17 protein-coding genes are annotated in these 18,050 nt (G+C 37.7%); 4 read left to right on the top strand and 13 right to left on the bottom strand.

What is annotated here, in order from left to right; translation table 11 throughout:
• Window positions 1-49: 49 nt before the first annotated feature.
• Entirely contained in the window at window positions 50-1,828 is a 1,779-nt protein-coding gene (locus tag IGI87_RS07275; RefSeq protein WP_104854845.1) for an ABC transporter ATP-binding protein, read from the bottom strand.
• Window positions 1,821-3,569: an ABC transporter ATP-binding protein gene (locus IGI87_RS07270; protein WP_438736549.1), complete on the bottom strand. Its 1,749-nt coding sequence runs from the start codon at window positions 3,567-3,569 to the stop codon at window positions 1,821-1,823. Before IGI87_RS07270 ends, IGI87_RS07275 begins: the two co-directional genes overlap by 8 nt.
• Window positions 3,570-3,705: 136 nt before the next feature.
• Between IGI87_RS07270 and IGI87_RS07265 the strand changes: the two genes are divergently transcribed.
• Window positions 3,706-4,524: a helix-turn-helix transcriptional regulator gene (locus tag IGI87_RS07265; RefSeq protein ID WP_104854843.1), complete on the top strand. Its 819-nt coding sequence runs from the start codon at window positions 3,706-3,708 to the stop codon at window positions 4,522-4,524.
• Between the two features lie 54 nt (window positions 4,525-4,578).
• Here IGI87_RS07265 and IGI87_RS07260 read toward each other — a convergent pair whose 3' ends face one another.
• Together IGI87_RS07260 and IGI87_RS07255 are read right to left on the bottom strand one after the other, a co-directional pair.
• On the bottom strand, window positions 4,579-5,106 hold the full coding sequence (locus IGI87_RS07260; protein WP_104854842.1) for a GNAT family N-acetyltransferase: 528 nt from the start codon (window positions 5,104-5,106) through the stop codon (window positions 4,579-4,581).
• A gap of 19 nt (window positions 5,107-5,125) precedes the next feature.
• Entirely contained in the window at window positions 5,126-5,578 is a 453-nt protein-coding gene (locus IGI87_RS07255; protein ID WP_280211105.1) for a GNAT family N-acetyltransferase, read from the bottom strand.
• 224 nt (window positions 5,579-5,802) lie between these two features.
• Here IGI87_RS07255 and IGI87_RS07250 point away from each other — a divergent pair, with 224 nt between their 5' ends.
• Window positions 5,803-6,411 carry an NUDIX hydrolase N-terminal domain-containing protein gene (locus IGI87_RS07250; RefSeq protein WP_113794036.1) on the top strand — a complete coding sequence of 203 codons (609 nt, stop codon included), beginning with the start codon at window positions 5,803-5,805 and terminating at the stop codon, window positions 6,409-6,411.
• 47 nt (window positions 6,412-6,458) lie between these two features.
• On the opposite strand, the gene IGI87_RS07245 is transcribed toward IGI87_RS07250, so the two are convergent.
• The 4 genes from IGI87_RS07245 to IGI87_RS07230 form a co-directional block, all read right to left on the bottom strand.
• Complete coding sequence (locus tag IGI87_RS07245) at window positions 6,459-7,799, bottom strand: NADH oxidase (RefSeq protein WP_002361833.1); 1,341 nt, start codon at window positions 7,797-7,799, stop codon at window positions 6,459-6,461.
• A 297-nt stretch (window positions 7,800-8,096) separates the two neighbouring features.
• Complete coding sequence (locus IGI87_RS07240; protein WP_002357560.1) at window positions 8,097-8,540, bottom strand: Fur family transcriptional regulator; 444 nt, start codon at window positions 8,538-8,540, stop codon at window positions 8,097-8,099.
• Window positions 8,541-8,678: 138 nt separating this feature from the next.
• Window positions 8,679-9,611 (bottom strand): cysteine synthase A, encoded by a 933-nt coding sequence (gene cysK, locus IGI87_RS07235; protein ID WP_104854840.1) that lies wholly within the window; start codon window positions 9,609-9,611, stop codon window positions 8,679-8,681.
• Between the two features lie 228 nt (window positions 9,612-9,839).
• Window positions 9,840-10,700, bottom strand: coding sequence for a glucosaminidase domain-containing protein (locus tag IGI87_RS07230; RefSeq protein WP_002357562.1), 861 nt, complete (start codon window positions 10,698-10,700; stop codon window positions 9,840-9,842).
• A gap of 354 nt (window positions 10,701-11,054) precedes the next feature.
• Here IGI87_RS07230 and IGI87_RS07225 point away from each other — a divergent pair, with 354 nt between their 5' ends.
• Window positions 11,055-12,245, top strand: a complete 1,191-nt coding sequence (locus IGI87_RS07225) for an MFS transporter (RefSeq protein WP_438736548.1) — start codon at window positions 11,055-11,057, stop codon at window positions 12,243-12,245.
• Between the two features lie 50 nt (window positions 12,246-12,295).
• On the opposite strand, the gene tkt is transcribed toward IGI87_RS07225, so the two are convergent.
• Window positions 12,296-14,290 carry a transketolase gene (tkt, locus tag IGI87_RS07220; RefSeq protein ID WP_104854838.1) on the bottom strand — a complete coding sequence of 665 codons (1,995 nt, stop codon included), beginning with the start codon at window positions 14,288-14,290 and terminating at the stop codon, window positions 12,296-12,298.
• A gap of 71 nt (window positions 14,291-14,361) precedes the next feature.
• Window positions 14,362-14,604: a DUF896 family protein gene (locus IGI87_RS07215; protein WP_002384502.1), complete on the bottom strand. Its 243-nt coding sequence runs from the start codon at window positions 14,602-14,604 to the stop codon at window positions 14,362-14,364.
• A 150-nt stretch (window positions 14,605-14,754) separates the two neighbouring features.
• On the opposite strand from IGI87_RS07215, the gene lexA reads away from it, so the two are divergent.
• On the top strand, window positions 14,755-15,375 hold the full coding sequence (lexA, locus tag IGI87_RS07210; protein ID WP_002357566.1) for a transcriptional repressor LexA: 621 nt from the start codon (window positions 14,755-14,757) through the stop codon (window positions 15,373-15,375).
• 12 nt (window positions 15,376-15,387) lie between these two features.
• Here the strand turns inward: lexA and queG are convergent, their stop codons facing one another.
• Genes queG through IGI87_RS07195 form a run of 3 tightly spaced genes read right to left on the bottom strand, consistent with a single transcriptional unit; the run spans window position 15,388 to window position 18,040 of the window.
• Complete coding sequence (gene queG, locus IGI87_RS07205) at window positions 15,388-16,557, bottom strand: tRNA epoxyqueuosine(34) reductase QueG (RefSeq protein WP_113794029.1); 1,170 nt, start codon at window positions 16,555-16,557, stop codon at window positions 15,388-15,390.
• Between the two features lie 23 nt (window positions 16,558-16,580).
• On the bottom strand, window positions 16,581-17,075 hold the full coding sequence (gene dfr / locus IGI87_RS07200; protein ID WP_104854836.1) for a trimethoprim-sensitive dihydrofolate reductase: 495 nt from the start codon (window positions 17,073-17,075) through the stop codon (window positions 16,581-16,583).
• A gap of 17 nt (window positions 17,076-17,092) precedes the next feature.
• Complete coding sequence (locus IGI87_RS07195; protein ID WP_002357569.1) at window positions 17,093-18,040, bottom strand: thymidylate synthase; 948 nt, start codon at window positions 18,038-18,040, stop codon at window positions 17,093-17,095.
• Window positions 18,041-18,050: the final 10 nt, after the last annotated feature.

Here is an 18,050-nt window from a genome sequence, read left to right as displayed (position 1 = left end):
ACAGAAAAACAGAGAAAGATTCAACTAAGAATTTTCTCTGTTTTATCATCTAGCTCTTTAATAAGTCGTATTGCGATTGATATAAATGATGATATAACGCATGTTTTGCCATTAGTTGATCATGAGATCCTTCTTCCACAATACGACCACCATCAATATAGAAAATTTTATCGCTATTTTTGATAGTAGAAAGCCGATGAGCAATAATAAACGATGTCCGGCCTTTCAGAAGTTGTTGTAGTCCTTCTTGTAACAATTCTTCTGTTTTTGTATCAATACTGGAGGTTGCTTCGTCTAAAATTAAAATTTTGGGATCTGCCAGTAAAGCACGAGCAAATGAAATTAATTGGCGTTGTCCTGCTGAAAGTGTACTACCCCGCTCTTCCACAACTGTTTCATAGCCATCTTTTAAATCCTTGATAAAGTCGTGCGCACGAACAATTTTTGCGGCTTGGATAACTTCTTCCTCTGTGGCTGCTAAATTTCCGTACCGAATGTTTTCAATGATCGTTCCTGAAAAAATAAACGTATCTTGAAGCATTACCCCCATTTGTTTTCTTAGCGAACGGAGTGTCACATCGCGAACATCATAACCATCAATTTTAACGGCCCCTTCATTCACATCATAAAAACGACTTAACAAATTGATGATTGTTGTTTTACCCGCACCTGTTGGCCCAACCAAGGCGATTGTTTGTCCTGGCTCAATATGAAAACTAACATCGGTCAAAATATTTTTTCCTTCTTCATAACGGAAATAAACATGCTGAAAGTCGACGGTTCCTTTAATTGGCGGCAACTCAATAGCATTCGGCGCATCTTGAATTTCTGGAACAACATCCATTGTTTCAAAAATCCTTTCCAAATAGGCAGTTGCAGTAATCAGAGAATTGTAGAAGTTACCAATATTGATGACCGGATTCCAAAAGTTATTGATATAACCGATAAAAGCAATTAGCGTCCCAGTGGTAACGGACACACCTAATTGACGGATTCCTACAAAATAGATAAAACAAGTCGTAATGACGGATATATTTTGAACTGCTGGCCATAGCAAATATTGGACACGCACAGCTTTCATAAAAGATTGACGATATTCTTCGCTTACCTCGTTAAAAATCTGGAAATTTTCATCTTCTCGTGCAAAAGATTGTGTAATTTTAATTCCTGCAATACTTTCGTGAATATAGGCATTTAAGTTTGATTGTTTATTGCTAAGCTCTTGGTAAGCTTTCCGTTGTTTCCCTTGGATAAACAGAACCATCACGAACAACACAGGCAATAGCAGCAAACTGTACAAGGTTAATTTCACATCAATAAATAACATGAAAATTAAGGTAATAAGCACATTAAATAAATCAGAAATTAAATTTATCAGTCCGTTACTTAGTAAATCACTTAACGTATTGATGTAATTGACCACCCGAATTAAGATTTTTCCGTGCGGCCGACTGTCAAAATAAGAAAATGGTAATTTTTGTAGATGCTCAAAAATTGAAAAACGCATATCTTTTAAAATATCTTGTCCAATTTCTGTGATGGCATATATTCGATACCGCATACACCAACCAATAATCACCAAAGAAAATAGGAAAATAGCCCCTAGTATCAAGAGTAACGAGAGATTCTTTTGTGGAATTACTTGGTCAATCGCAATTTTAGTAAAGTAAGGGCCTAACATACTTGCAAGATTAGCTAATATGATGACAAATAACGTTTTAAAAACAGCTTTTTTGTAAGGCTTAATATAGGCGCCTAATCGTTTATAATGGGACCAATTAAATTCTTTTTCTAAAGTCTCATCCACATCAAACGTATTTCTAGCCACGCGACTCACCTTCCTTTGTCAGACCTAATTGTTTTTGATATACGTCAAAATATTTGCCTCTTTGTTCGACTAATTCGCTATGCGTACCGCTTTCTACCACACGGCCTTTTTCCATCATCAAAATTAAATTGGCCTCTCTCACAGAAGAAATTCGGTGGGCAATAATAAATGTTGTTTTCTTTTCCGTCAAACGGCCTAGTTCTTTTTGGATTTTTGATTCTGTTTCCATATCAACAGCTGAAGTTGTGTCATCTAAAATTAAAATAGCTGGATCTTTAGTTAAAGCACGAGCCAGTGAAATCCGCTGTTTTTGGCCACCAGATAAGCCAACGCCGCGTTCACCAACAATTGTTGCGTAACCTTCGGGCATTCTGGAAATAAAGCTATGGGCATCAGCAATTTCAGCCATCATTTGCACTTGTTCCAAGTTAGCCAGTGCATTACCAAAAGCAATGTTATCTTCTATCGTATTGGAAAAAAGAAAGACATCTTGCATAACCATGGAGATATTTTCTCGCAATTTACGAACAGAATAGCTTTTAGCATCTTTTCCATCAATATAAACAGTCCCTTTTGTTGGATCATAGAACCGAGCGATTAAGTTAACTAAAGTGGTTTTGCCTGAGCCAGTTTCCCCTAAAATACCAATTGTTTCACCAGGTTTTGCTGAAAATGAAACATCCGATAAAATGGGGGTTTCTGGATCATCTGAAAAATGAAAGGACACGTGTTCAAACGTCACATAGCCTTGGATTGGTTTTGCTTCTTTTTCCCGAGCAATGGGAATCTTCGGTTTCGTTGCTAATAACTGACGAATTTTAATGGACGATGCCGTAAAGCGTTGGACATCATTGATCAACCAGCCACTCATTCGCATCGGCATGTTCAACATCCAGAGAAAGCCGTTAAAGGCCACTAAATCACCAATTGTCATCCGACCTTGAATCACAAAGAGTCCACCAAGAACTAAGGCAATAACATTTAAACTGCCTGCAAAACCATCTAACCACGGTAAATATTTTTTAGAGACATCCGCAGAAGCCATGTTCCATTTTTTATAGTCTTCATTGTGTTTGTTAAACTTTTCAATTTCATAAGGTTCTTGAGAAAAAGCTTTAACCACTCGATTTCCACCAATGTTTTCTTCAACCATCGAATTTAACCGAGAAAAACTTTCCCGAATCTCAAAAAATACCGGATGCGATTCCTTCGACATCTTTTGTGTTAATACAAAAATCAAAGGTGTAATTAAAATTAATGCCAGCATCAATTGCCAATTGATCGTCCCCATCACAATCACGGCTGCGATGAACCATAAAATACATTCTAAAAGATTATAAGTTACCCAAGAAACAAAATGGCGGATAGCATCTGTATCCCCTGTCATTCGCGCCATAATGTCGCCAACACGTGTATGATTAAAGAAATCAAAATCTAATTCTTGAAGTTTGACATACATATCTTTTCTTAAGTCAAATAACGCAGATTGTCCAACCGATTCAAATAAGACTTGATAACTATAACGAACAACTGTCCGAATAACGGTTACCCCAATCATAATCCCAAGAATTGGGACAAGCTCTTCAGTTTTCCCCTGATTGATTACTTGGTCTACGATTCTGCCAGATAACAATGGAATAATAACAATTAAAATAGCGTTAATAACGACAAAAATAACAGCTAGCAGTAACTTATTCTTATTCTTTTTAGCATATTGCCAAATCCATTCAAAACTATTCATTTTCTCCCCTACTCTCTCTTGTTTTTATGGACGTGTATAAGATTACTGTTTTTTTATAGGAAAAGAAATGGGCATTCTTGTATATTTTGATGTACAATATAGTATAGAAAGCGGATACAAGTAGGAGTGATTTTTTATGAACTACACAAATAGTCGAACGTTTAATCCTGAAATTTTATATGCCTTCGATCCTTGGAACGAAGAGACCCACCCTTATAATTGCCATCATCATGAATTTCTGGAAATATCTATTCTTTTAGAAGGTGAATCTGAATATATTGTGCAAGAGCAACAGTACCATGCCACTGCTGGTACGGTGTTTCTTTTTAATCCGCGAACGGAGCATGGTGAGCAACAAAAAGCAGGAACTTACTCACATCAACTACACATTGGCATTTCAAATCTCTATTTAGAAGGCTTAGCGCGAAACGTATTTCCAAATAAATCAGCTTTATTAGATTTAAGTCATTTACATGGTACTTTTTTAGAAAAAGCTTGGCAAATTGTTCATGAATTAAACCATCAAGAAGTTGAATCAGCGTTACAAATTAAAGCTTTAGTTATTGAACTATTGGTTTATATTTTAAGAAGCTTAGCAGTTGATCAAGAAAATAAAATTGAAACTCGGCTATCGAAAACGGAAAAAAGAAAACGAAATTTAGTCAATCATACGATTTATTATCTGGAAACCCACCATGACGAAGAAATAACTTTGGAACAGTTAGCTGAAATGTTATATGTTACCCCGACTTATTTGTCGAAAACATTTAAAGCGGCCACAGGCGTTGGACCAATCAATTATTTAATTCAAATCCGCTTAAACCATGCGAAAGAATTGCTGAAAAATGATTCCTTAAGTGTCAAAGAAGTAGCAAAAACGGTTGGTTACGAAGATGCCTATCATTTCAGTAAATTATTCAAAAAATATTATGGAAAATCTCCTTCACAATTTTAAGATAAAAAAACAAGGAATCGTCGGCTTCATTGCGTCCGTTTCCTTGTTTTTGCTTTACGTTGACTCTTTTAACTGTTTCGTCATTGTATAATCGGTATGGCGTTCATTTCCCATATAAAAATCATGTTCATCTGTTTTGACGAAGCCCAATGATTGATAAAATTTTTGCGCTGGATGATTATGTTCCCAAACACCTAGCCAAACCGTCTCTTTTTCTGCTTCTTCTGCTAATTCAATTGCTTTCGTAATCAAATGTTTGCCTAAGCCTAAACGCTTAAAAGATTTACGAATATAAATGCGCTCAACTTGTAACGCTTGTGGATGTTGATAGGTAATCTGAGCATCACCGTGATTTAATTTCACATAACCTGCAAGTTCATTATTATAAAAAGCAAAGAAATATTGCGAATCTTTATGTAAGATTTCGCTTTCTAAAACTGCTGGACTAAATTTCCTCTCAAAATGTGCCTGTAAATCCTCTTCGTTTTCGCCATCTCCATAAGTATCTGCAAAAGTCTCTTGGCAAATGGCCTCTAATTCTGGTACGTCTGCGACGGTACACTCTCTAATAAATACTGACATACTAAAACTCCTTTGTAGATTAAATCAACTGTTTAATTAAAATTAAACAAGGATTCCAAGCGTCCCATAATGTCGGAAAAACCTCCAGGCGCTTAAAACCCAATGATTCGTAAAAACGAATAGTATGATCGTACACGGAATAATTTCCTTCGTCAACTGTTTTGACTTGAATAAAAAAATAGTTATTTTTAGAATACGTTTCCACGCTTTCTATCAATAACTTGCCGATACCTTTGCGATGATACCGCTTTTTAACTGCCAGACAATGGATTTCTACTGTATCTTTACTTGTTTCTGAAAGTGTTATAAAACCAAGTATTTTATTCTCTATATCCTTTGCCACCCACATAGGTAAAGTGCTAGCTAAATCGATATACTTACGGGTCTCTTTTTCAAGACCAAACCATTCTGGAAGATTAAACAATACCTCTTGTGCTGTCTGAGTCTTTTTATCTGCATTTTTTTCCCTCATAATTGTAAATTCTTTCAATTTACAACCTCCTTTTTGTTTACATAACAAAATTATTGTATACTCAATCCTTTTTATTAAATAATAGCATAGGTAGTTTAAAAATGTAAGTTAGTCATTTATTCTTTATTATTTCCTTAAAACGACGCCTTTTCTCGCTAAATCTGCCCTTCCTTTGTTTTTTTCTGTTAAACTAAACGTATTAAGTCTATGAGGAGCGTGCGTATATGGATTATCTGAACACCTATAAACGGTTGCTAGCATTGGCGGATGCAGGTCTTTTTTACGGGAAAGATGCTTTTGATCAAGAACGTTACCAAGAACTACGAGAACTTACGTTACAACTTATTAGCGCAACCGGACCCGAAGCGACTGTTTTGTCCGACTTAGAAAAAATCTTAACTAAAGAGGAAGGTTATCCAACACCGAAAGTAGATGTGCGTGGTTTGATAAAAAAAGAGAATCGTTTTTTATTAGTTGAAGATTTACGGACCAAAGAATGGTCATTACCTGGTGGCTATGCCGAAATTGGCTGCTCCCCTAAAGAAAATATTGAAAAAGAAGTATTGGAAGAAACTGGCTTAGTTGTTACAGCAAAAGAATTGCTTGCTGTTTATGATACAGATAAACGAAAAGACATTCCTCAACTATTTCAGTACTATAAAATGATCTTTTCTTGTGACATTCTAGAAAATCATCCCTTTGAAAAAAACGTTGAAACCTCGAATTGTGCTTATTTTTCTTTAGATAATCTCCCCCCTCTTTCTGTCAAACGAACAACGAAAGAGCAATTAATGGCATTAATGAACCAAACAACTGGAGCGCTTAGTGACTAACAAAAAGGATGAAGAACGGAGGTTCTTCATCCTTTTTCTCTTATTAATTACATATTTTCTAAAGCAGCTTGGGCTAATAAGTTTAAGTAGTTCCATGGGCGATCAAAATGTGGTTGGAAGAAGAAATCAGAAATCGCTAAATCTTCGACAGTCATTTTATTTTGGACCGCTAATGATAAAGTATTGGCAGATTGTGTGATATCATATTTAGACATCAATTGACCACCAACAATGCGTTGTGTTCCTTTTTCATAGACTAATTCCATCAGAACTTTTTCAGTTGTTGGCATAAACTCTGGACGATAGTTATCTTCGAAAACAGTCGCTTCGACATCCAGTCCGTTTAATTTGGCACTTTCTTTTGTCACACCTGTGGAACCAATTTTCCAACCGAATAAATATAAACCAGAAGTTCCTTGTGTGCCACGATAAGCCAATTTTTGTTCAGTCAAATTACGACCTACTAGCATACCTTGACGGACAGCATTCGTTGCTAACGGGATGTAATTTTTTGTTTGACTTGGGTTGTAGTGAACAACTGCACTATCACCCGCAGCAAAAATATCAGGATTGCTTGTTTGCATATACTCATTGACTTCAATTGCACCATTTGGTAACATGTCAACTTTATCTTTTAATAATTCTGTATTTGGACGGAAACCAACACACATAATCACCATGTCTGCTTCAAATTCTTGACTTGGTGTAATAACTTTTGCCACTTTGCCTTGCTCATCCGCTACGAATTGTTGGACATTTTCACCTAAAGCTAAATTAACGCCACGATCAACTAATTCTTTTTCTAAAACATCTGTGAATGGCTTATCTAAATATTTATTTAAAATGCGGTCTAATCCGTCAACTAAAGTGACTTGTTTCCCTGATTCTACAAAAGCTTCTACTAATTCAATACCAATATAACCGCCTCCAACGACAACGACACGTTTGGCATCTTTCGCTTTTTCGATAATCACGTTGGCTTGTGAATAGTTCTTACATAATAAAATATTTTCAGCATCAATTCCTGGAATTGGTGGAATAATTGGCCAAGAACCAGTTGTCATCACTAATTTATCATAAGAAACGGTCTCTGTTGCACCCGTTTGTAAGTTTTTCGCTGTAACAGTTTTGTCGTCCACGTTGATTTCTTCAACATTGTGTTCCATCTTCACTGTTGCTCCTAAAGAAGCCAGTTCTTCTGGATTTGAATAAAATAAATCAGCAGCATTTTTAACTACGCCTCCAACGTACAAGGCGATTCCGCAAGATAGGAAAGAAATATTGTCATTTCTTTCATATACAGTGACTTCGGCCTCCGGGTGATTTGCTAAAATACTTTTAACTGCTGAAGTTCCAGCATGGGTACATCCTACGACTACGACTTTCATGTTGTAAATCCCTTCTTTCACAATCTTTGTTTTGCAGAGGTGACGTCTCCCTCTGTCTGTTTAAAATATATCAGAGGAATCAAGCTTATTCGAGTTCTATGCTTGTGAATTACATATAAAAAAATTCACAAACTATTACTAATTCTTAATAATAGCTAGTTAATTTTTTGTTTTTAAGAATTTAAAAGTCAATAACCATACAAAAAAACAAGCATAAGAGTGAAAACTCTTATGCTTGTGAAATTTGCCGAGACAAGTGACTTATCTTTTGATAAATTTTTAACAGTATGTAATTTTTTACACATTCTCCTGTTGTGCTTGTTGGCAGTCTGGACATAATCCATATAATTCTAAACGATGTTCATTAATTTCGAAGCCTGTTAATTTACTAGCGGCCATTTCAACGTCCTCTAACCCTGGATAATGAAAATCAACGATTTTACCACATTTTTGACAAATCACGTGATAATGTTTCTTCGAACTAAAATCAAAACGACTAGATGCATCGCCATAACTCATTTCTTGAACGAAACCGATTTCAGTAAATAAACGTAGATTGTTGTAAACCGTTGCTACACTCATATTTGGAAAATGATCTTCTAATGCGCGATAAATTTCATCAGCTGTTGGGTGTGTATGATTTTCGATTAAATATTCCAAGATAGCATAACGTTGCGGAGTAATTCGGATATTGGCTTCTTTTAATTCAGCAAGTGCATTTTTAACCAATACGTTGTCCATCTTTGTATCCCTCCCCTGTCTATCTTTCTTAAATAATACTATTTCTTATTACGATTGACAAGAATTATTGTAGGATTCTCGTGGAAAAAACGAGCATTTTACTAAACCAAGAGAAATGCTCGTCTTTTTCCATGTTTTTTATTCTGAAAATTCATAAAGAGCTGTCGAAAGATAACGTTCACCGTTATCTGGAACTAGCGCTAGGACACGTTTTCCTGCGCCTAATTCGACTGCGAGATCAATAGCAGCTTTAATTGCTGCCCCTGCTGAAATCCCCACAAGGATGCCTTCTTTTGGCCCCATTAAACGAGCAGTTTCTAACGCGTCTTCACTAGAAACAGCGGCAACTTTTTGATAAACGGTGGTGTCTAAAACGTCTGGGACAAAACCAGCGCCTATTCCTTGGATTTTATGTGGACCTGGTTCGCCACCTTCTAAAACAGGCGACTCCGTTGGTTCTACTGCAACAATTTCAATATCTGGAAAAATCCGTTTCAATTCATGGCCAACTCCTGTAACGGTTCCTCCAGTGCCAACACCAGAAACAAACGCATCTAAGCCACGTTTACCAAAGACATCAACAATTTCTTTTCCTGTTTTTTGTTCATGGACCATTGGATTAGCTGGATTATTAAATTGCAAAGGCATGAAGTATCCGTGTTCTTTTGCTAATGCTGTGGCTTTTGCAATTGCCCCTTTCATTCCTTCGGCACCAGGGGTTAATAATAAATCAGCCCCATATGCTTGCATTAATTTGCGGCGTTCAATACTCATAGTATCTGGCATCACAATCTTAACTGGATATCCCAACGCAGCACCTACCATTGCTAACCCAATGCCTGTATTACCACTAGTCGGCTCAATAATCGTTTGTCCAGGTTTTAGGCGACCATCTGCTTCAGCTTGTTGGATCATGCTTAAAGCAATTCGATCTTTCACACTGCCACCAGGATTAAAGAACTCTAGTTTAACAAAAACATCTGCAGCTCCTTCTGGTACCATCCGTTTTAATTTCACAACTGGGCTTTGACCAATTAACTCTGTTACTGATTTTACATAACCTTTAGTCATAATCCTACATCCTCCAATTTTACAAACAATATAATAATTCTTTCTCTAAGCATAGCTCAAAAAAACGATTTCTACCAGAAAAACGAATTTTAGTTTGTGAAAAATTAAATAAAAAAACGGATTATACTCATCAAATAATTGCTGCTGGCCCTACCTATTTTCACGATAAAAGACCTTACAAAAACTACTGCTTTTGTAAGGTCTTTCTTCAACTAAATAATTGCAAAATTAACCGATTTGGATGGTTTGACCCACCGATAAAACAGAATCCAATGTTAATCCATTTAGTGACATTAAATTATCAACTGTCGTTCCAAAACGTGCAGCAATGTCCCACAATGTGTCGCCGTTTGCGACAGTGTAACTTTGACTAGCTACAGTTTCTGCTGTTGCTGTTGCAGAAGCCGCTGTATCGATTGTTGTATCAACGGTTCCCGTTGTATCTGAATAACTAGTGGTTTGAGCGACTGGTGCTCCCCAATCATATTGCGTTAAATTATATGCTTCAATTAACCAATTCAATTTTTCGGCATAGCCTGGATCAGTGGCATAACTTCCAGCTAAAGCGGCTGTTGCATCGCGATAACTGCTAGTATTACTCTTCCAAACGCCTGAATAATGGTATGTATCCCCAAAAGCAGTGGAACGAATAACATTGGCATGATCTTGGAACGATTCCGCATAAGAATTATAACTTCTAAATGCTGCTGTGACGGTCACCCATTGTCCGTCTAAATATTCTTTTGTTGGCATATAAACAGATTGTCCATTATAACTTCCTTTGACACCAAACAAGTTATAGTTTGGTGCAGATGCTAACCCAGAACTACCATAACTACTTTCTAGCAACGCTTGAGCAATCATGACGGAAGCATACATATCATTGCTATTGGCAACGGCTGCTGCTGAATTTCCGATTTCATTAATAAATGCTTGCTGGCTTGATTCTGCTTGGGCAGGTACCGCAGCACCAACCACAGGTGCTAAAATCATTGAAGTCCCCGCAACGGCGGTAGCACGTTTATAAGCTTTTTGCTTTTTAAGAGCTTTTTGAATATGTTTACTACTTCTTGTTAACTGTTCGCTCATTCATTTTTCCTCCTCACTATCTCACTTTTCTATTTTACCGTTAATTTCCTATTGAAACAAGAAATAAACGTATTAAATTTTGAGTTTTAAAATTTCTGTAATGTAATTGAAATCTTGTTTGTATTTAATTAACCCTCTCTATACTTGTGAAAACAACCACTTCTTCTTTTCGCTTTGATGAGATTTTTGTTATTTATCCTCTTACTTTTCTTTATTTATTGTGATAAACTTTTTAATGGACTTGTCACTTTTTGAACAAACTTTATAAGAGAAGTCTGCTTTTGTAGTCAAAACAACTATTACTGTGTAGTTTTTGTATTACAAAATGAATTACATAGAAATGTAGGTGGTTAGATGAAGAAACAACAATCGGGTTTAACAAATCAAGTGACGTTTTTATTAGCGTTAACTTGCGGGATCGTGGTCGCCAATATGTATTATATTCAACCAATCGGCACCCAAATTGCTCAGGCCTTTCAAGTCAGTATTGGTTCTATTGGTTTTGTTACTATGCTGACTCAATTAGGGTATGCGCTAGGATTACTTTTTCTGGTTCCATTAGGCGATGTCGTTGATCGCCGCAAATTAATCATTCGCGTAGCTGTGCTCTCCTCGCTGTCTCTAAGTGCTGCGTTTTTTGCACCAAGTTTTCTCCTTTTCGCACTCTCTTCTTTTTTTATTGGGTTGCTCTCTATTGTCGCCCAAATTATTATTCCTTATGCTGCGGTCATGGCGGGACCAGCGAACCGTGGTAAAGTAACGGGTCGAATGCTGGGCGGACTATTGACAGGGATTTTATTGTCTCGAACGATCTCGGGTTTCATTGCTAGTGCAGCTTCTTGGCGAACAGTCTACCTAATCGCCGTAGTCTTCGTGTTAGCATTGGTCGTTCTACTCCAAATAAAATTGCCCAAAACAGTGATACATACTAAAACTTCAAATCGATTAACTTATTTAGGTTCTTTGAAAAGTCTTCCTATGCTAATCAAATCGCAACCTTTGTTAAGAGAAGCAACTGTCAATGGCTTTTTTATGTTTGCAACCTTTTCAATTTTTTGGTCTACGTTAATTTTCTTTGTTAGTAGTCCAGCTTATTATTGGGGACCGAAAGAAGTCGGTATTTTAGCAATTTTTGGTTTATCGGGGGCTTTCGTAGCACCCATCATTGGTCGTCTATCCGATTATTATCCAGAACGTAAGATTGTTTTGATTGGCCTGCTGATGCAGTTCGGTAGTTTTATCTTACTTTTTCTAGGTGGAACACACGTGGTTTTGCTAATCTTAGCAATTATTGTTTTAGATATCGGTACTCAATTCGGACAAGTAGCCAATCAAACACGCGTGCAAAATTTGGGAGAAGAAGCCAGCAATCGTAACAATACAGTCTTTATGTTTTTCTATTTCATCGGCGGTTCACTAGGTTCATTGATTGGTACATTAATGTGGCAAAACTATGGTTGGTCCGGTGTTACTTTAACTGGTATTGGGTTCCAATTGTTCGCATTATTTTTTCATTTTATACTCTTCACTCCCAAAAAGAAATGAAGTAAAAAACCTGAATGCGATCAAAAGCATTCAGGTTTTTTATTGTTTATTTATAGTGATTTATAGGTATTAACCACATTTTCAGGAGTAAAGCCGAATTTTTCAAGAACTAGACCGCCAGGTGCAGAAGCGCCGAAGTGATCAATTGTAATTGTTTTACCTTCCGTCCCTACATAGCGCTCCCAACCAAAACTTGCTGCAGCTTCAATCGCCACACGTTTTGTCACAGCTTTAGGTAACACACTTTCTTTATATTCAGCAGATTGTTTTTCAAACAAATCAAAACTTGGCATTGACACGACAGATACATCGATGCCTTCTTCCGCTAATTTAGCTTGTGCTTCCACTGCTAGATTTACTTCAGAACCAGTCGCAATTAAAATCCCTGCTGGTTGTTCACCTTTTTGTGGTGACAATACATAAGCACCTTTTTGAACAGAATCAGAAGCGTGTTCTAACGTTCCTTCTAAAACAGGTAAGTTTTGACGACTTAAAACTAAAATAGTTGGTGTTTCCGTAGAAGTCATAGCAATTTTCCAAGCAGCAACAGTTTCATTGCCGTCTGCTGGACGAATCACATGAACATTTGGAATGCAACGAACACTTGCCAATTGCTCGATTGGTTCGTGTGTTGGCCCATCTTCGCCCACCGCAACAGAGTCATGCGTTAAGACGTAAGTTACAGGAACTTTTTGTAAAGCGGCTAAACGGATTGCTGGACGTAAGTAGTCAGTAAAGACAAAGAATGTTCCTCCATAAACATGGCTACCGCCGTGTAATTGAATCCCGTTCATTGCTGCCGCCATTGCAAATTCGCGAACACCAAACCAAATATTACGGCCTTCATATTGACCAGGTTCGAAATCTTTTTCTGCAGCAACCATTGTATTATTTGAAGCAGATAAATCGGCAGAACCGCCCCAGAAACTTGGAACAACTTTTGAAATAGCTTGAATCGTTTCTTTACTTGTTACACGACTTGCAGCACTTGTTCCTAGTTCATATTTAGGTAATTCTTGTTCCCAACCTTCAGGTAATTGGTTAGCAAAAGCTTCTTTAAATTGTTTGGCTAATTCTGGGTGCGCATGTTCATAGTTCTTAAACATCTCATTCCAAGCGTCTTCTGCTTTTTGGCCTTCGTCAATCATCGTTTCTTTAAAACGAGCAGCGACTTCCTCTGGCACAGTAAAGTCAGGATATTCCCAACCATAAACAGCTTTAGCCGCTGTAATGCCCTCTTCACCAATTGGCGCGCCGTGAACGGAAGAAGTTCCTTCTTTTGGTGCCCCGTAACCAATGACTGTTTTAACTTCAATCAATGTTGGTTTATCTGTTTCAGCTTTGGCCGCTTCAATCGCAGCCTCAATTTCATCTAAATCATTGCCATCTTTAACTAAAATATGTTGCCATCCGTATGCTTCATAACGAGCACCAACATTTTCAGTAAAGGCTTTAGAAGTTGGTCCATCTAATGAGATGTCATTTGAATCGTACAAGACAATTAATTTTCCTAATTTCATATGACCAGCCATTGAACTTGCTTCTTGAGAAACACCTTCCATTAAATCGCCGTCACCACAAATTGCGTACGTATAATGATCCATAACAGGGAAACTATCACGATTATAAGTTGCAGCTAAATGTGCTTCAGCCATTGCCATACCAACAGCCATAGCAATCCCTTGTCCTAAAGGTCCCGTTGTTGCTTCAACACCATCTGTGTGGTGCACTTCTGGATGCCCTGGTGTTTTACTATCCCATTGACGGAAATTTTTCAAATCGTCAATTGTTACGTTGTATCCTGATAGATGTAATAAGCTGTACAACATCGCAGAACCGTGGCCTGCTGAAAGTACAAAACGATCACGATCAACCCAGTTTCTAGAAGTTGTTGGATTCACCTTTAAATGTTTTGTCCAAAGTGCATACGCCATTGGGGCAGCACCCATTGGTAAACCAGGATGTCCTGAGTTCGCTTTTTGTACGGCTTCAATACTTAATGTCCGGATTGTATTAACGCCCAATTGATCTGTCTTGTCAAACAAAAAAATCATCTCCTAATTTAGGTTTTTTTTACCTTTATTCATAGTGTAGCTTATTTCGACAATGAAAGCAATTACTTTCTGTTGTGAAGTCCTTTTTCACGTTGAATTTGTTTTAGTTTTTCAGGAGTCACATCGGTCCCTTCTTGATCCACGACCTTCATTCCTTCAATATGGTGACGCATCCCTCCACGAAATGCCTCTAAATACTCTTTACGTAATTCTTGTTGTTCGACTTTTTCTTTTGCACTAAGTTCTTCCACTTTTGCTTTATTCGCTAATTCATTTATACGGGCAATTTTTTCTTTCGATAACATCAAAATCCCTCCTTACTCTCACTGTCTATATTATAAGAACTGCCTTAAAAAAACAACTATATTCTGATATTTATAAAACACGAACGCTTGTTTGATTTCGTTCGCATTTTATGGTACACTAATTTTATCAATTGAAAGAAGGTGCGGGTTTTGGCGAAACGTACAGAAACAAGACAATTAGAAGTACTTAAATATATATACGAACAAGTCGAATTAAAGGGCTATCCGCCAACCGTTCGCGAAATTGGGAAGGCTGTTGATTTATCCTCAACTTCTACCGTTCACGGACATTTAGCTCGTCTTGAAAAAAAGGGTCTAATCTTACGTGACCCAACAAAACCGCGAGCAATCGAATTAACACCAGAAGGCTTGGAAAAGATCGGGATTCAACCGACAACTATTCCGATGTTAGGTGTCGTAACTGCTGGTGAACCAATTTTAGCGGTGGAAGAAGCATCAGATTTCTTCCCGTTACCTCCTGATTTACGTACAGAAGAAAATGCTTTATTTATGTTGACGATTCGAGGAGAAAGTATGATTAACGCAGGTATTCTGGATGGCGACCAAGTGATTGTTCGGAAGCAATCGAACGCCAATAATGGCGACATCGTAATCGCAATGACCGATGAAGATGAAGCAACCTGTAAACGATTCTTCCGAGAAGTAGATCATATCCGCTTGCAACCTGAAAATGATGCCTTAGCGCCTATTCTTTTAGATAACGTCACAATTTTAGGTAAAGTTGTTGGTTTATATCGCAATCACATTTAATAAAAAAGGAAGTCACTCTGTTGAGCGGCTTCCTTTTTTTCTTGTTAACAAGTGAATAGCCTTGTGGGCTTCCTCGATAACCTCTTCTTCAGTTTCTACAGAAAGTAGATAATTTAAAGCTTCTAAACTTTGCTCAGGTTCTCTTTTTGCGAGCTGACCTAACGACCAAGCAGCTGTTCCGCGAATGACGGGGCGCTGATCATTTAAACAGAGAATAATTTGTGGGATGGCTTCACGGCCACCCAAATTTGCTAACGCAATTAAGGCATTCCGTTGCAACGGCTTTTTACCACGCCAAGAGCCTGCTAAATGTCCGAATTGCTGTTTAAACTCTTTATTGGAAATAGTTAATAACGGTGCTAATTTGGGATAAACTTCCTCAATCTTTGGTTCCATCTCTTCATGAAAATGAAAATCTTTTCCTTTATTGTAGGGGCAAACGAGCTGACAAATGTCGCAACCATAAATGACGTTACGCATTTTTTTCCGATACTCTTCAGGCATCATGCCTTTTGTTTGCGTTTGATAAGACAAACACTTTTGAGCATTCATTCGACCGTCCCCTAACAATGCTCCTGTAGGACATCCTATGATACAACGAGTACAATCACCACAACCATTTGGCACAGGTTCATCTGGTTCAAATTGAATATTGGTGGTCACCTCACCTAAATATACAAAGGAACCAAATTCTTCGGTAATCAGTAGACCATTTTTACCAATGAATCCTAAACCCGCCCGCTGAGCAACAGCGGTGTCAACATATTCGCCAGTATCCACTTGCGGTCGAAAGCGCCAGTGTTCTTTTTCTGCTTCAGTGGCAGCTTGCTCTTCAATAAAAGCAATTAATTTTTGTAACCGATCCTGTAAAATATGATGATAATCAATCCCCCAAGAAGCTCGCGCAAACTGTCCACGCTTTTCATCTCTAGGCATTTTTTCCTGAGCTTTGGTGGGATAAGCTAAAGCAATGGAGATAATACTTTTAGGATGCTCAAATGTTTTTTCTGGGTAGATTCGTTCTTCCACATTTTGATGTTCAAAGCCCGAATTATATCCTCGCTCTCGTTGTTCATGCAGAGAATCTTCTAATTCAATAAATGGTTCAGCATGAGTAAAGCCGATTTTATCGATGCCTAAACGTTGACTCTCTTGAATAATTTTTTCTTTCAATGTCGGCATTGCTCATGCCTCCCTTCATTTTATTATTTATCGTTTCGATGATACGTTTCATAGTCATGTGCATAGAGATTTTTCTCGTCCACGACGCCGGGAACAGTGGCAACTTTTTCCCAAACAGACCAGTCAATTTCTGGAAAGAAGGTGTCGCCTTCAAACGTTTCATGAATCATCGTCCGATATAAGACATCGCATGCGGGAATCAGTTCTTTAAAAACGACAGAACCTCCACCAATAACGGTCACGCCTTCATAGTTGTCAGCATATGCAAGAATTTCCTCTACGGAATGCATAACCAAAACGCCTTCAGCTTGGTAATCTGGATTGCTGGTAAGAACAATCGTTGTTCGATTTGGTAACGGACGGCATCCCATGCCTTCGAAGGTAGCACGTCCTAAAACCAATGTATTATGAATTGTTTTTTCCTTGAAAAATTTCAAGTCGTTGGGTAAATACCAAGGCAATTTGCCTTCTTTCCCAATCACTCCTTGTTCATCTTGGGCCCAAATAGCTGCTAACATAGCTTCTCTCTCCTTTTTTATACGGCAATCGGCGCTTTAATCGTTGGATGTGGGTCATAGCCTTCTACTTTAATATCTTCCATATCAAAATCAAAAACAGAAGCCTTGTCTGGATTCAAAACGAGCGTTGGGAAAGAACGAACTTCTCGTGATAATTGTTCTTGCATTTGTTCCACATGATTTTGATATAAGTGGGCATCTCCTAGCGTGTGTACAAACTCCCCCACTTCTAAACCTGTTTCATGCGCAATCAGATGTGTCAATAAAGCATAGCTTGCAATGTTAAAAGGAACACCTAAAAAAACATCGGCACTGCGCTGATAAAGTTGACAGCTTAATTTTCCTTCATTTACATAAAATTGAAACATAGTGTGACAAGGCGGCAACGCCATTGAAGGCACATCTTCTGGATTCCAAGCGGAAACAATTAAACGGCGAGAATCAGGATTGGTTTTAATCATTTCAATCACATTAGCTAATTGATCAATAAAGCTACCATCTTTGGTTTCCCAGTGACGCCATTGCGCACCATAAATATTCCCTAATTCACCATATTTTTCTGCAAACTCTGCATCATTTAAAATGGCGTCACAGAATTTTTGATGTTCTTCTTTGTATTGTTCTGCAAATGCTGGATCTTGTAAGACACGATGCCCAAAATCCGTCATGTCTGGTCCTTGATAATCTGCGCTTTTTACGTAACGTTCGAACGCCCATTCATCCCAAATATGATTATTTCGCTCTAACAAATAACGAATATTCGTGTCGCCTTTTAAAAACCACAATAACTCACTTTTAATCAAGCCAAACGGTACTCGTTTGGTTGTTAGTAAGGGAAATCCTTTGGCCAAATCAAAACGCATTTGATAGCCAAATAAACTATACGTCCCAGTTCCTGTACGGTCTTCTTTAAAATGACCTTCTTCTAAAATCTTTTTTCCTAGCGCTAAGTATGCTTCTTCCATCTTATTCCCT

The organism is Enterococcus sp. DIV1444a, assembly GCF_051712125.1.
Taxonomy (GTDB): domain Bacteria; phylum Bacillota; class Bacilli; order Lactobacillales; family Enterococcaceae; genus Enterococcus; species Enterococcus faecalis.
Note: the sequence above shows the minus strand (reverse complement) of the source record. Positions and strands in the feature narration are given on the sequence as shown.